Here is a 15,171-nt window from a genome sequence, read left to right as displayed (position 1 = left end):
ATTATGAATATAGTTTTTACATATCTAAAGGCTCATTTAGCTAAGGATACTACAGCCGCTGTTGATCTGGCAGATTATCATCCTTCTTTTAAGAACTTATCTTTCGCAAGAAAGATATTGAATATAAAGTTAACAACTGTTGAGTGTAATTTCTGTTATAAAAAGAAGGATCAAGAACTTAATATAAATAAAGCCATTAAATACAAAAAACTGCTTGGAAAATTAGCTGGAATTGAGCAAAGAAAAACATATCAAGATAAAGATATTAGGCATAAAGGTTTTGAAACTTTAAAAAAATTTCATTATGAATTCTCTAAAGTAAATATGGATTTTTCAAATTATGATCTTTCCAATGTTGATTTAAGTAGTTATTTTTTGGAGGGATCGAAATTTACAAATAGTGATTTGAGTGGAACTAAAATCAAGGCAAATGATGCTGATTTTTCGAATGCCAAGCTTGATGGTGCGCAAATAAAATTTAAAAAAATAAAATATATGGATAGAGCGTGTGTAGGTGAAAAAATAATTGATGATCCGGCTAAGAAAGCAATACTTAATACTCTCAGAAGTATTGATGATAAATATTCTGATATTAAAATAAATCTCGTCAAGAAATTAATCAAAGCAGTGCATTTTTGGGATAAAAATTATGTAAATGTACAACATATTGACTCATTTCTGGATTACATTTTTTCAAAAGAATATTATTTGGAAGATAAAGAGATTAGAGATTCTGTTAAATCTTTGCTTGATCAATTAACTCTAACTAATAATAATGAAAAACATATAGCACTAAAGCACGTATCGTTATATCTGGATATTATTTCCAAGTTTTTTAATGATCAAGAACAGGATGATTTCCTATTGAAAAATAATAAAAAATTTATTAATTTAATGGCAGTCGCTCTTTATCATAAAGAATTAGATATTCAAGAAAAATCTAGAACTTTATATGATAAATATCTTAAATTAGAAAGGGTAAGATCCTTTTATGAAAAGCATAAAACTGTTAATGATGAAAAGGTTGATTGGGATAATAAAGACGCTAATAATATAATTATTATTAATGAAAATAAAACGATGGTGACAAGCTATAACGAATTAAATAAAATGCTATTTGCCGACCTTAAAAAAGCGGATACACAGTGGAATTCATTTTATCTTTATAACGATAAAATATTGCAGAAGGTTAACGAAAGCAATCTTTATGTTTTATTTAATAAAGATTTTAAGATCTTTAAAGAGAATTATTATGATTTTGCTCTGAGTGAGAAATTTAAGAAACTAGCATCAAATTTTGATAGTTACGCTGAAGGATTCAATTCTGCTTTCATTGGTAATCATATTCAGGTTAATGACAAATTAATTGAACGTGATCAGAAAGAGCAAACTAAAATATATTTGGTTTTAAAAGAATTAATAGATATCCCAGAAACCAATATTTCAATGACATCACTCAAAAATAAACATTATCAACAAATATGTGACATTTTTGAATTGAACGGGTTAAAGGATAAAGAAAAGTCTAAATACTTACTGTGCCTTGCAATTATATTTGTTAAATATGCATCTAACGATGTATTTGGCTTGGGAAATAAGTCACCTCAAGTATTGAAACTTTATGCTTATGCATTAATAGATAAAGCTAATAAATTAAATGCAGAATTAATGGGCTATGATTATTATGATTTTATGTCTGATTTAGTGGGAAGCGGTAAAGAGACCACTGAAACAACTGGTCTTTATTTCCGAATGAGTGCATATGGAAAAATGCGCTGTGCTTCTATTTTTAATAAGATGATACCACCACAGTGGAGATAATACTTATTTAATGCAAAAGCATAAAAAACCCCAAAAGCTGGAGATCAACTTTTGGGGCTTAATTAAGAAAATGTATTTTTTGTAATAACGAGAATTACACGTTAAACAAGAAGTTCATCACATCGCCGTCTTGAACAATATACTCTTTACCTTCTGCACGCATTTTACCCGCTTCTTTTGCACCTTGCTCACCACCGTAAGTGATAAAATCGTTATAAGCGATAGTTTGAGCGCGAATAAAGCCTTTTTCAAAGTCAGTGTGGATTTTACCTGCGGCTTGTGGCGCAGTTGCACCTACTGGTATTGTCCATGCACGTACTTCTTTAACGCCCGCAGTGAAGTAAGTTTGTAAGTTCAGTAATGCGTAACCCGCACGGATAACACGGTTTAAACCGGGCTCTTCGATGCCTAAATCTTGCATAAACTCTTCACGCTCAGCATCTTCTAATTCAGCAATGTCTGCTTCAATCGCAGCACAAACAGGAACAACCACAGAGCCTTCTGCTTCTGCGATTTTGCGAACGGTTTCAAGGTAAGGGTTATTTTCAAAACCATCTTCATTAACGTTTGCAATATACATTGTTGGTTTTAACGTTAAGAAGCTTAAATAACGAATAGTCGCTTTTTCTTCTTCAGTTAAATCTAAAGCACGTAACATGCCCGCGTTTTCTAAATGCGGTAAGCATTTTTCTAACACTTCCATTTCTGCTTTAGCAATTTTATCGCCACCTTTCGCTTTTTTCTGATTACGGTGCATTGCACGTTCACAGGTATCTAAGTCAGAAAGGGCAAGTTCAGTATTGATAGTTTCGATATCTTCAGCAGGATCAACTTTGCCCGCAACGTGAATGATATTGTCGTTTTCAAAACAACGAACCACATGGCCAATCGCTTCAGTTTCACGAATATTAGTTAGGAATTGGTTACCTAAACCTTCGCCTTTAGATGCGCCTTTTACTAAACCCGCAATATCAACGAATTCCATTGTTGTAGGTAAAATACGCTGTGGCTTAACAATTTCAGCTAATTTATCTAAGCGAGGATCAGGCATTGGAACAACACCTGTGTTTGGCTCAATAGTACAGAATGGGAAGTTGGCTGCCTCAATACCTGCCTTAGTTAAGGCATTAAACAGTGTAGATTTCCCTACGTTAGGCAGACCGACGATACCACATTTAAATCCCATAAACGTTCACCTTGTCACATAAAAACAACAGGAGGGAGTGTTCCTGTTGTGTGCTGTTAAAAAAATTTGGCGCTATTATAGAGCAAATCCCCGATTGATTAAATCATCAGGGATTAATCGCGCAAAAGAAGAGGGTGATTTACCCACTTAATAACTTGAAAGTAATTGAGTTTGCTTACTAATGCTGATTAAGCTTTAAAACTATGTAAGCGGTTTATGGCTTTTTCATAGCCGTCACGCATGAGAATCTCTGTGCATGAAAGTGCTTCATCAATAGCGTCATCAATTAATTTTTGTTCACTCATGGGTGGTTTGCCTAATACAAAACCAACCACTTTATTTTTATCACCAGGGTGACCAATACCAATGCGTAAACGATAGAAGTTCGGATTATTAGCAAACTTACTTTGAATATCTTTTAATCCGTTATGACCGCCATTGCCACCACCTAGCTTCATTTTGACAACACCGGGTGGTAAATCGAGTTCATCATGTGCAACTAAAATTTCATCAAGCTCAATGCGATAGAAATTTGCCATTGCTTGTACCGCTTTACCACTTAAATTCATAAAAGTGGTAGGCACTAATAATCGAACATCATTACCATTCAAATTAATACGCGCAGTGTAACCAAAGAATTTACTCTCTTCTTTTAGAGATTGTTGATGGCGTTGAGCCAATAAATCAACATACCAAGCACCCGCATTATGACGAGTCTGGGCATAATCTGCACCGGGGTTTGCTAACCCGACGATAAGTTTAATTTTACTCACAATAGCCTTTCACTGTTATCGTCTTAAAAGAAAGCCCATAGTTTACCTGTCTAAGCTCAGAAGCACAAAATAGATTACATAGAATGTTTTTTGAAATGATAAGCAGAGGAAATGTTAATTTTTTGATTTAACAAAAAGAGCGAAAATAACAAAATCGGCGCTGTTTTATTCTTTTGAAAGAAAAAAACACATTTTTTGTTAAGAATTGTCAATAAATTTCGGAGCGATGTGATCCCTTCGACAATAACTTCTTAGTATTTATGGCTATAATAACTGCAAAGAATAAAAGGTTATTCGATGTATTTTGTTGTTGAATCGTCTGACGACGCGCTTGGAGGTGCAACATGAAATATAAACATGCATTTGCAGTCGGTAATTTATGTATGGCTACGGGGATGGTTGTGATGCTCGGTAGTCTTGGTTATACGCTTCTTAGCCATATTTTCCCATTAGGGCTCCCTGAATTTCTAGCGGATATCTCTTTAATGGGGATCTTTATTGGTGCTCTAGTTTGGTTAGCTGGCGCCCGTATTGGTGGTAGAGAAACAATAGCAGAAAGATATTGGTGGTTACGTAACCATGATGAACGTTATCGTCGTCATGACAATCACCGTTATCCATAATGTTATTATTACAAATGAATATCAGAATAGATAAAAATAACAAGAAATTAAAAACTGATGTTAAGTGAATAATAGTTGTCATTATGCGTTGTAATACACACCTATAGACCCGTTTAATGATAACGGGTTTTTTGTTGCCTAAAATTCTCTTAATCTAGAAAAAAACATCAAAAAACCCGCTATAACAAATGCTATAGCGGGTTTAGTTATCTCAAATTGCAATGAATGTTATAACAAATTAATGTTCAAACATCGCAGAGATTGACTCTTCATTGCTAATGCGACGAATTGCTTCAGCCAGCATGCCAGAAAGGGTCAATGAGCGGACTTTATTTAATGCTTTGATTTCTGCTGATAACGGAATTGTATCGCAGACAACCACTTCATCAATAACAGAGCTTTTGATGTTCTCAACAGCATTACCAGAGAAGATTGGGTGAGTCGCGTAAGCAAATACACGTTTAGCACCACGTTCTTTCAGCGCTTCAGCTGCTTTACACAATGTACCGCCTGTGTCGATCATATCGTCAACAAGGATACAGTCGCGGTTAGCAACGTCACCAATAATGTGCATAACTTGAGAAACGTTAGCGCGAGGGCGACGTTTATCAATGATAGCCATATCAGTGTCATTCAGAAGTTTAGCGATAGCACGAGCGCGAACAACACCGCCAATATCTGGAGAAACAACAATAGGGTTGTCCAAATCTTTTTGAAGCATATCTTCTAAAAGAATTGGGCTGCCGAAGACATTGTCAACCGGTACATCAAAGAACCCTTGGATTTGTTCTGCGTGTAAGTCACAGGTTAAAACACGATCTACGCCTACACTAGATAAGAAATCCGCAACAACTTTTGCCGTAATAGGAACACGGGCTGAACGAACACGGCGATCCTGACGGGCATAACCGAAGTAAGGAATAACAGCAGTGATACGACCAGCGGAAGCTCGACGTAATGCGTCAACCATGACCACTAATTCCATTAAATTATCATTAGTAGGTGCGCAGGTTGATTGAATGATAAATACATCACCACCACGTACGTTTTCGTTGATTTGCACACTGACTTCACCGTCGCTAAAACGACCTACAGCCGCGTCTCCTAGGCTAGTGTAGAGTCGGTTGGCAACACGTTGAGCCAGTTCCGGGGTTGCGTTACCAGCAAAAAGCTTCATATCGGGCACGAGAAAAACCTCAGGCTTGCGTCCAGAGAGAGATATTGTTGACCTGTAAAGAACGTGTTTATGAACATAGGGTTTGTAAACATCATCTTACGGGTGCAATAACACAGGTATCCTTGAGCGGAATAAATGCAGAGGAGAAATGTTGACGCCTTGCGCTACAAATCCATGCACCCACTCAGGGGCGTTAATTAACGCTTCACTGGCGGCAACTTGTGAGTCGAACTCGCCGAACACACAGGCACCTGTCCCAGTTAAGCGTGACGGTGCATATTCTAACAGCCACGAAAGCAGATATTCAACCTCACGAAAACGTTTTCTTGCGATCATTTCACAGTCATTTGCAAACGGAGCCTTTAATAATGCGCCAAGAGAGCGAATAGGAGAATTACGTTTTAATTCTGGATCTGTGAAGATTGTCGGTGTTGGAATGGAAATTCCGGGATGTGCGACTAAATACCATTGCTCTTTTGGCTCTGCGGGGGTCAAAATTTCACCAACGCCTTCGGCGAACGCTGCATGACCTTTTACAAAAACAGGGACGTCTGCACCTAAACTAACGCCTAATTCAGCTAACGTTTCATCACTTAAACCGGCTTGCCAATGGTAATTAAGTGCAATTAATGTGGTTGCCGCGTTAGAGGAGCCTCCACCTAAACCACCTCCCATAGGCAGTTTTTTATCAACACTGATATCTGCACCGTGATACTGCAAAGAAATATTATGTTGTTGACAATAATCACGCAGTAATTTAGCGGCTTTAATAATTAAATTATCTTTATCTTCTACGCCATCAATCGGCGTCAAGATAGTTAACTGGGTATCATCACGAGGTGTAATGGTTAATGTATCGCCATAATCTAAAAACTGAAATAACGTTTGCAGATTGTGATAACCATCAGGGCGTTTTCCCGTAATGTAGAGAAAAAGATTTAATTTGGCAGGAGAAGGCCAACTTAGTGTCATTGCTGTATATCCCAGTTATCCATTTTTAATTTGATAGTGCGTTCACCTTGTTTTAGTTCAAGGCGTTGTGGCAGGTTGGGTGTGGTACTTGAATCATAAGCTTGGTAAGTCACAATCCAATCGCCTTCAGGTGCAGGTAATGTGACAGATTTTAATAAATGATTAGCATCTAACTCGAAATCAGTTGCATCACCTGGTAAACCCACAAGCCAAGCACGCAGATTTTTCAGTGGAATAACCATTCCTGTAAGTTGGTAGATCATTTCAGCAGGGTTATCGCTATAATATTTTTTTCCTTTATTATCAGTAACTTCAATTACACCAGGCATAACATTTAAATCGAGTTCTGTTGTACCTAAAGGATTGGTTAACAATAAGCGATAACGCTCATCCGCTTTGTCTTGCCAATAGAATCGGGCATAGGTTTTATTGGTATCTTCAATATAGGCAAAAGCGCCTCGGGTTTCGTATTGTGAAATTTTCTTTAATGCTTGTTGGCGAGCTTGCCATTGCACATCATTATCAGATGCCGAACCTTGAGTCTTTATCTGATTTAGATTACAGGCACTCAGCAACAACGCCGTTAGCGGGATAAGGCGCAGGAGTTGTTTGGTTGAAAAAAAGCGTGAACGCATAGCTGAGACATTCCTTTAATTCGTTATTAGTTAAAAAAAAGAGTATCATAAACCTTATGATATAACGATATTTCGTTAAATTGTGTATAGAAATCTCCTATCACTCAAGTAAGCTCTTTTATTGAATCTGTTCATCAAGTAGAATGTCGGAAATGAAGAGTCCATACTAAATGCGCTGTTTTAGGTTTACACTAAGTCAAGTCGCGAGGCGGTATTTATTCATAACTCGATATAGTTGATATGACGTTATTAGCATTAGGTATTAATCATAAAACAGCCCCCGTTGCTTTACGCGAGAAAGTCTCTTTTTCTCCCGATACCATGGGTGATGCCTTAAATAACCTCTTACAGCAACCCGCTGTTAGAGGCGGTGTTGTGCTGTCTACTTGTAACCGTACTGAGCTCTATCTTAGTATGGAAGACAAAGAAAATAGTCATGAACAGCTTATTCGCTGGTTATGTCAATATCACCAAATAGAGCCAAATGAACTGAAAAGCAGTGTTTATTGGCATCAAGATAATCAAGCTGTCAGCCATTTAATGCGAGTGGCAAGTGGCTTAGATTCTCTAGTATTAGGTGAACCTCAAATATTAGGGCAAGTTAAAAAAGCCTTTGCCGATTCTCAAAGCTATCACTCGCTCTCTTCAGAGCTGGAACGTTTGTTTCAGAAATCTTTTTCAGTTGCGAAAAGAGTGAGAACAGAGACACAAATCGGTGCCAATGCGGTTTCTGTCGCTTTTGCAGCTTGTACGCTAGCGCGTCAAATCTTTGAATCGTTATCTTCTTTGACTATTTTGTTAGTGGGCGCTGGCGAGACAATAGAGTTAGTCGCTCGTCATCTGCGTGAACATCAAGTCAAAAAAATCATCATTGCGAATCGAACAAAAGAGCGTGCTCAACGTTTAGCTAATGAAGTTGATGCCGAAGTGATTACATTATCAGAGATTGATGAATGTCTTTCACAAGCGGATATTGTCATTAGTTCTACGGCAAGCCCATTACCCATTATTGGTAAAGGAATGGTTGAAAGGGCGCTTAAAAAACGTCGTAATCAGCCAATGTTGCTGGTGGATATTGCAGTTCCTCGTGATATTGAACAAGATGTTGAAAAGCTAAATAACGTTTATCTTTATAGCGTTGATGATTTAGAAGCGATTATTCAACATAACCGAGAACAACGCCAAGCAGCAGCAATTCAAGCAGAACATATTGTCCAGCAAGAAAGTGGGCAATTTATGGATTGGCTACGGGCACAAGGTGCCGTGGGTGCGATTCGAGAATATCGAGACAGCGCTGAAATGTTACGTGCAGAAATGACAGAAAAAGCTATCACATTGATACAAAACGGAGCGGATGCAGAAAAAGTTATCCAACAGCTCTCTCATCAATTGATGAATCGCCTTATTCACACACCAACAAAATCTCTTCAACAGGCTGCCAGTGATGGTGATATTGAACGCCTGAATCTATTACGTGAAAGTTTGGGTATTACCCATAATTAACTTTGTCTAACAGGATCTTAATCTACGAATGAAGCCTTCTATTGTCGCTAAGTTGGAAGCTCTACAAGAGCGTTATGAAGAAATTCAGGCACTTCTGTCAGAAGCTGATGTTATTGCCTCTCAGGAGCGTTTTCGTGCGCTTTCAAAAGAATACTCTCAATTAACTGACGTCACGGCTTGTTTTAGCCAATGGCGACAAGTGCAAGACGACATCGAAGCAGCAGAAATGATGCTTGATGATCCTGAAATGAAAGAGATGGCACAAGAAGAGCTGAAAGAAGCGCGAGCATTAAATGATGATTTAGAACAACAGTTACAAGTACTGTTGTTACCTAAAGATCCTGATGATGAATTTAACTGTTTCCTTGAAATTCGTGCAGGAACAGGCGGCGATGAAGCTGCATTATTTGCGGGTGATTTATTCCGTATGTATAGCCGTTATGCAGAATCACGTCGCTGGCGTATTGAAGTCATGAATGCTAACGAAGGTGAGCATGGTGGCTATAAAGAAGTTATTGCAAAAGTCGTGGGTGATGGCGCTTATGGTGTATTGAAATTTGAATCAGGCGGTCACCGTGTTCAACGTGTACCAGAAACAGAATCTCAAGGCCGTATTCATACTTCTGCTTGTACGGTTGCCGTATTAGCTGAAGTGCCAGAAGCTGAATTACCTGAAATCAGTCCAAGTGACTTACGTATAGATACATTCCGTTCTTCAGGGGCGGGTGGTCAGCACGTTAACACCACTGATTCTGCTATCCGTATTACGCATATTCCAACAGGAATTGTGGTGGAATGTCAGGATGAACGTTCACAGCACAAAAATAAAGCTAAAGCGATGTCTGTATTAGGTGCACGTATTCGTGCGGCTGAAATGCAAAAACGCCAAGAAGCAGAAGCTTCTGAACGTCGTAACTTATTGGGTTCTGGTGACCGTTCTGACCGAATCAGAACGTACAACTTCCCGCAAGGTCGTGTAACTGATCACCGTATCAACCTCACATTTTATCGCTTAGATGAAGTGATGGAAGGAAAGTTAGATCCATTAATTCAGCCTATCGTGACCGAATATCAAGCGGATCAGCTTTCTGCACTTTCTGAGTTGAATTAATGAATTATGAACAATGGTTGCGTGAAGCAGCCTTGCAATTAATTGAAAGTGACAGCCCTAAACGCGATGCTGAGATTTTACTTGGGTACGTAACACAACGTACCCGTACTTATTTAATTGCCTTTAATGAAACGGTACTTTCGTCAGACGAGTTAGCGCAATTGTCACAATTACTTGCTCGACGCATTAAAGGTGAGCCCATCGCGTATTTAGTGGGTGAAAGAGAGTTTTGGTCATTGCCGTTAAAAGTGTCACCCGCAACATTAATCCCCCGTCCTGATACCGAATGTCTTGTTGAAAAAGCGTTAGAAAAACTCCCATTGGAACCAACAAAAATTCTTGATTTAGGAACAGGAACAGGTGCTATTGCGCTCGCAATGGCATCTGAGCGCCCAGATTGTCATATTATTGGTGTGGATTTTCAAACTGAAGCCGTGGCATTAGCACAAGAGAATGCGACCAATTTAGCATTAACCAACACAGAATTTATGGAAAGTTGTTGGTTTAGTTCACTCTCTGGGTATCAATTTGGTATGATAATCAGTAATCCTCCTTACATAGATGAAAATGATGAGCATATTCATCAAGGGGATGTTCGTTTTGAACCTTTAACTGCATTAGTTGCTGGCAAAAATGGGTTTGCTGATATCGAAATTATCATTGAAACTGCTCGACAGTTTTTAACTGATAATGGATGGGTATTACTGGAACACGGTTGGCAACAAGGCGAAGGTGTACGCAATATTTTTATTGATAAGGGTTACTGCTGTGTGGAAACTTTCCGTGATTATGGCGGTAATGAGCGAGTGACAGTAGGTCGTTGGAATTATGATAGAAACCATAGCTGATTACGAATTTAATAAAGCCCCTTTAGTTAAGGGCATGATCCTTATCTCTCAGGCTATTCGACCTGATTTTCCAACCACTTCTGTTGGTTATCAACTGGAGCAGTTAGTTGAACAAGCAGAAGCTGAAATTCCTCAACAAGGAAATACTAAAGAGCAGATAGAAGCACTGCTAAAACTGTTTTATAAGCAGTGGCACTTTAGTGGTGCAAGTGGCAAATATTGCCTTTCTGATACTTTATGGTTAGATAAAGTATTAGCGACTCATGTAGGCTCTCCTGTTTCACTGGGTTCGATTCTTATTTATATCGCACAAGCGTTAAATTTACCGTTAGTACCAGTTATCTTTCCTACACAACTTATTATCAGAATAGATATTCCTAATGAACAACCGCTATTTTTAAACCCAATAAATGGTGAATATCTATCGCAACATACCTTAGAAGTTTGGTTAAAAGGGAATGTAGGTAGCTCTTCTGTACTATTAGAGGCAGATTTAGAAGAATCAGAATACAGTTCTATTATTCGTAAACTTTTGGATACATTGAAAGTTTCTTTAATGGAAGAAAAGAATATGGAGCAAGCATTAAAAGCCAGTGAAACGGTATTAATGTTTGATCCTGAAGATCCTTACGAAATACGTGATCGCGGACTTATTTTTGCTCAGTTAGAGTGCAACCATGTGGCAATATCTGACCTAAACTATTTTGTTGAGCAATGCCCTGAAGATCCTATTTCAGAGATGATCAAAATCCAAATTCATTCGATAGAACAAAATCCTATTGTTCTCCATTAAAAATTTAAGAAACGTACTTAATTAACACAGTACATTACAAACAGTATAGGGATAAATATGCAACATAAAGTGGTGAATATTGGTGATATCAAGGTAGCAAACGACCTGCCATTTGTGCTTTTTGGTGGCATGAATGTATTAGAATCGCGCGATTTAGCCATGCGTATTTGTGAGCATTACGTCACTGTCACTCAAAAACTGAATATTCCTTATGTATTCAAAGCCTCTTTTGATAAAGCAAACCGTTCTTCAATCCACTCTTACCGTGGTCCGGGCTTAGAAGAAGGGATGAAAATTTTCCAAGAGTTAAAAGAAACTTTTGGCGTTAAAATTATTACTGACGTTCATGAAGTGGCACAAGCTCAGCCTGTATCAGAAGTTGTCGATGTTATTCAATTACCTGCATTTTTAGCTCGTCAAACTGATCTTGTTGAAGCGATGGCAAAAACGGGTGCTGTGATTAACGTGAAAAAACCTCAGTTTGTAAGCCCTGGTCAAATGGGGAATATCGTCGATAAATTTAAAGAAGGCGGCAACGACCAAGTTATTCTATGTGATCGCGGCAGTAACTTTGGCTACGATAACTTAGTAGTTGATATGTTAGGTTTCCACGTTATGATGCAGGCTTCTCAAGGCGCACCCGTTATTTTTGACGTAACACATTCACTGCAATGCCGTGACCCATTTGGTGCAGCATCAGGTGGACGCCGTGCACAAGTTGCAGAACTAGCTCGTGCAGGTATGGCGGTTGGTCTTGCAGGTCTATTCCTTGAAGCTCATCCAGATCCAGATAATGCTCGTTGTGATGGCCCATCAGCGTTACCACTGGCTAAATTAGAGCCTTTCCTAGCGCAAATTAAAGCGATTGATGAAGTGGTAAAAAGTTTCCCAGAGCTAGATACCAGCAAATAAAATGCATTATGCAACTTCATACGGTTGTTAATATGTTCGGCGCTGATCTTCAGCGCCGTTATCACGAAAAAATTCATAAAATCACCCTTCATGGCGGTTTCAACTGTCCTAATCGAGATGGCACATTGGGGCGAGGTGGCTGTACTTTTTGTAATGTCTCTTCTTTTGCTGATGAGCAAACGCAATATCACTCTCCATTGAAGAACAAATTGCATTACAAGCTAAAAATATTAACCGCGCACACCGTTATCTTGCTTATTTTCAAGCCTATACCAGTACTTATGCCGAAGTAGAATACTTACGTACCTTATATGAAACCGCATTATTACAAGCAGATATGGTGGGGTTATGTGTGGGAACTCGACCAGATTGTGTTCCTGTTAGCGTATTAGATTTATTACAAGGTTATCGTGATAAAGGCTATGAAGTATGGTTAGAACTCGGTTTACAAACGGCTCATGATAAAACATTAAAGCATATTAATCGTGGACATGATTTTCAATGTTATCAAGCGACGACTCGCGAAGCTCGCCGTCGTGGTTTAAAAGTATGCACACATCTTATTGTTGGACTGCCACGAGAAGATCATCTGCTTAATATGCAAACATTAGAGCGTGTGGTTGAGACAGGTACTGATGGGCTTAAATTGCATCCTTTACATATTGTCGAAGGCAGTACGATAGCTAAAGCGTGGAAAGCGGGGCGAATAAACGCATTAACACAAGAACAATATGTTTATACCGCGGGTGAGATGATCCGCCATACTCCTCCTGAGATTATTTATCACCGCGTATGTGCCAGTGCCAGAAAACCCACTTTATTAGCCCCAGAGTGGTGTGAAAACCATTGGTTGGGTATGAATGCACTTTATCAAGATTTATTAAAAAAAGGTGTGCAAGGAAGTGGAATAGGTAAAGCATTTATTCCTTATTAAGTGAATTACTCATAATTAAAAACGCCCTTAATCTTTATTTAATATTGATTAAAGGCGTTAATTTTTTATCTTAAAAATATAAACAACTACTGAATTAATTCCAGATCATCCAATGCTTTTTGCAATGAAGGATAAAAATTCAGTGTACCTTCAATTGGCGTGACTCTTGCTCTAGCCAGTGTCTTTAATGGCTGGAAAGGTATATCACACACAATCACATGGGTATCGTGTTTTACATCAGTAACGAAATGCTGGAACGCATGTAATCCCCCTGCATCTAATACAGGAACAGCATCCCATTGCATAATAACGGTTTTATAACCTTTACTACGTTCACGTAACTCATTAAAGATACGTTCAGCGGCGGCAAAGAATAATGGACCATTAACACGCACAACTAATAACTGCTTATCATCATCAGTATAAGGGGATTCAGTTATTTTGGTCATATTGGCAATACGACGCATAAATAACAGTGACGCCAACACAATACCGATAGTAATTGCAATCACCATGTCAAAGAGAACGGTGAGCGATAAGCATAATACTAAGACAATAATATCGTCTTTAGGGGCATGTCGAATAAGATCAATAACTTTACGTGCTTCGCTCATATTCCATGCAACAATTAACAGCAATGCTGACATTGCGGCTAAAGGTAAATAAGAAAGAAAAGGAGCTAATACAAGTAAAGTTAGCAACACCAACAACGAGTGAACAATAGCAGAAACTGGCGATGTTGCGCCCGCACGCACGTTAGCTGCTGAACGAGCAATAGCGGCAGTCGCTGTAATACCACCAAAGAAAGGTGCGACAATATTACCAATCCCTTGTCCCACTAATTCACCATTAGAGTGATGTTTTTTGCCTGTCATGCCATCAAGTACAACCGCACATAATAACGATTCAATTGCACCTAACATTGCCATTGAAAAGGCTGCGGGTAATAAAGCAGAGACAGTGCTCCAATTTAATTCAAGTGATGAACCTGAGCTTGGTAAATTCCAAGGTAAAACAAATTGGGGCAAAATAGGTGGAATACCTTGCCCTGTTGTACCATTAGGAAGCATATAGCTAAATTGCGAGCCAATTGTTGCAACGTCATGACCGAACATATTCACAATACCCATTACCGCAGTACCTGCGATTAAAGCAGGTAGGTGCCCAGGTAAACGTAAATTCAGCTTAGGCCAATAAATTAAAACAAACAGAGTTGTCAGACCAATAAGCGTATCACCAATATGAATAGTCGGTAATGCAGAGCCTAAAGCAATAACTTTATCTATATAGGTTTCTGGCACATGTGCTAATTCAAGACCAAAAAAGTCTTTTACTTGCATCGTGGCAATTGTAATAGCAATCCCTGAGGTAAATCCAAGTGTTACAGAAACAGGAATATACTCGATAAGCTTACCAAAACGAGCTAATCCCATAACCACTAAGATCACGCCAGACATAAGCGTAGCAATCAATAAGCCACTTAAACCAAATTGTTGTGATACAGGATAAAGGATCACAACAAATGCGGCAGTAGGGCCTGAAACGCTGTATCGTGAGCCACCAGAAACAGCAATAACTATACCGGCAATAGCTGCGGTATAAAGACCGTATTGCGGAGGAACACCGCTACCAATTGCCAGAGCCATGGCTAAAGGTATCGCGATAATTCCGACGGTGATCCCTGCAATAATATCTTTTAATAAACGCGCAAAAGAGTAAGGCTCTTTTACACATGCATCAATAAATGCACTAAAGGGGCGAACCCGGTTAACTTTATGAGTTTTCATTTAGGATTAAACCAAAATAAGAAGTCAGATGCCGAATAACGGCGATAAGGAAAAGAGAGGATATCGCTTTTATTCGCTGATAATAATGTGATACAT

General features: G+C 38.6%; 13 protein-coding genes and 1 pseudogene. 8 read left to right on the top strand and 6 right to left on the bottom strand.

What is annotated here, in order from left to right:
* Positions 1–3: 3 nt before the first annotated feature.
* The gene (locus JEP71_RS02220; protein WP_198625683.1) at positions 4–1,821 is read left to right on the top strand and encodes a pentapeptide repeat-containing protein; all 1,818 of its coding nucleotides are present in this window, start codon (positions 4–6) and stop codon (positions 1,819–1,821) included.
* A 94-nt stretch (positions 1,822–1,915) separates the two neighbouring features.
* On the opposite strand, the gene ychF is transcribed toward JEP71_RS02220, so the two are convergent.
* Both ychF and pth read right to left on the bottom strand, forming a co-directional pair.
* Positions 1,916–3,007 (bottom strand): redox-regulated ATPase YchF, encoded by a 1,092-nt coding sequence (gene ychF / locus JEP71_RS02215; RefSeq protein ID WP_023582042.1) that lies wholly within the window; start codon positions 3,005–3,007, stop codon positions 1,916–1,918.
* 188 nt (positions 3,008–3,195) lie between these two features.
* Positions 3,196–3,780: an aminoacyl-tRNA hydrolase gene (gene pth, locus JEP71_RS02210; protein ID WP_198619972.1), complete on the bottom strand. Its 585-nt coding sequence runs from the start codon at positions 3,778–3,780 to the stop codon at positions 3,196–3,198.
* A gap of 344 nt (positions 3,781–4,124) precedes the next feature.
* Here pth and ychH point away from each other — a divergent pair, with 344 nt between their 5' ends.
* Positions 4,125–4,403 carry a stress-induced protein YchH gene (ychH, locus tag JEP71_RS02205; protein ID WP_072068239.1) on the top strand — a complete coding sequence of 93 codons (279 nt, stop codon included), beginning with the start codon at positions 4,125–4,127 and terminating at the stop codon, positions 4,401–4,403.
* A gap of 238 nt (positions 4,404–4,641) precedes the next feature.
* On the opposite strand, the gene prs is transcribed toward ychH, so the two are convergent.
* The 3 genes from prs to lolB form a co-directional block, all read right to left on the bottom strand.
* The gene (prs, locus tag JEP71_RS02200; protein ID WP_036912921.1) at positions 4,642–5,589 is read right to left on the bottom strand and encodes a ribose-phosphate diphosphokinase; all 948 of its coding nucleotides are present in this window, start codon (positions 5,587–5,589) and stop codon (positions 4,642–4,644) included.
* Positions 5,590–5,676: 87 nt separating this feature from the next.
* Positions 5,677–6,552, bottom strand: a complete 876-nt coding sequence (ispE, locus tag JEP71_RS02195) for a 4-(cytidine 5'-diphospho)-2-C-methyl-D-erythritol kinase (protein WP_198625682.1) — start codon at positions 6,550–6,552, stop codon at positions 5,677–5,679.
* Positions 6,549–7,187, bottom strand: coding sequence for a lipoprotein insertase outer membrane protein LolB (lolB, locus tag JEP71_RS02190; protein WP_109372209.1), 639 nt, complete (start codon positions 7,185–7,187; stop codon positions 6,549–6,551). The genes ispE and lolB overlap by 4 nt, the downstream gene beginning before the upstream one ends.
* Before the next feature lie 240 nt (positions 7,188–7,427).
* Between lolB and hemA the strand changes: the two genes are divergently transcribed.
* The 6 genes and pseudogenes from hemA to JEP71_RS02160 all read left to right on the top strand — a co-directional run bounded on the left by hemA (position 7,428) and on the right by JEP71_RS02160 (position 13,288).
* Positions 7,428–8,690 (top strand): glutamyl-tRNA reductase, encoded by a 1,263-nt coding sequence (gene hemA, locus JEP71_RS02185; RefSeq protein ID WP_109372210.1) that lies wholly within the window; start codon positions 7,428–7,430, stop codon positions 8,688–8,690.
* Positions 8,691–8,718: 28 nt separating this feature from the next.
* Complete coding sequence (gene prfA / locus JEP71_RS02180) at positions 8,719–9,801, top strand: peptide chain release factor 1 (protein ID WP_109372211.1); 1,083 nt, start codon at positions 8,719–8,721, stop codon at positions 9,799–9,801.
* On the top strand, positions 9,801–10,649 hold the full coding sequence (prmC, locus tag JEP71_RS02175) for a peptide chain release factor N(5)-glutamine methyltransferase (protein ID WP_198625681.1): 849 nt from the start codon (positions 9,801–9,803) through the stop codon (positions 10,647–10,649). The genes prfA and prmC overlap by 1 nt, the downstream gene beginning before the upstream one ends.
* The gene (gene sirB1 / locus JEP71_RS02170) at positions 10,633–11,442 is read left to right on the top strand and encodes an invasion regulator SirB1 (RefSeq protein WP_198625761.1); all 810 of its coding nucleotides are present in this window, start codon (positions 10,633–10,635) and stop codon (positions 11,440–11,442) included. The genes prmC and sirB1 overlap by 17 nt, the downstream gene beginning before the upstream one ends.
* A gap of 57 nt (positions 11,443–11,499) precedes the next feature.
* Positions 11,500–12,354, top strand: a complete 855-nt coding sequence (gene kdsA / locus JEP71_RS02165) for a 3-deoxy-8-phosphooctulonate synthase (protein WP_198625680.1) — start codon at positions 11,500–11,502, stop codon at positions 12,352–12,354.
* A gap of 8 nt (positions 12,355–12,362) precedes the next feature.
* Positions 12,363–13,288 (top strand): annotated as a pseudogene (locus JEP71_RS02160) (TIGR01212 family radical SAM protein).
* 86 nt (positions 13,289–13,374) lie between these two features.
* Here JEP71_RS02160 and dauA read toward each other — a convergent pair.
* Positions 13,375–15,075, bottom strand: coding sequence for a C4-dicarboxylic acid transporter DauA (dauA, locus tag JEP71_RS02155; RefSeq protein ID WP_196532601.1), 1,701 nt, complete (start codon positions 15,073–15,075; stop codon positions 13,375–13,377).
* Positions 15,076–15,171 lie beyond the last annotated feature (96 nt).

The sequence above is a fragment of the Proteus sp. PR00224 genome (assembly GCF_016238105.1).
Taxonomy (GTDB): domain Bacteria; phylum Pseudomonadota; class Gammaproteobacteria; order Enterobacterales; family Enterobacteriaceae; genus Proteus.
This window is presented reverse-complemented; position numbering and strand designations above follow the sequence as displayed.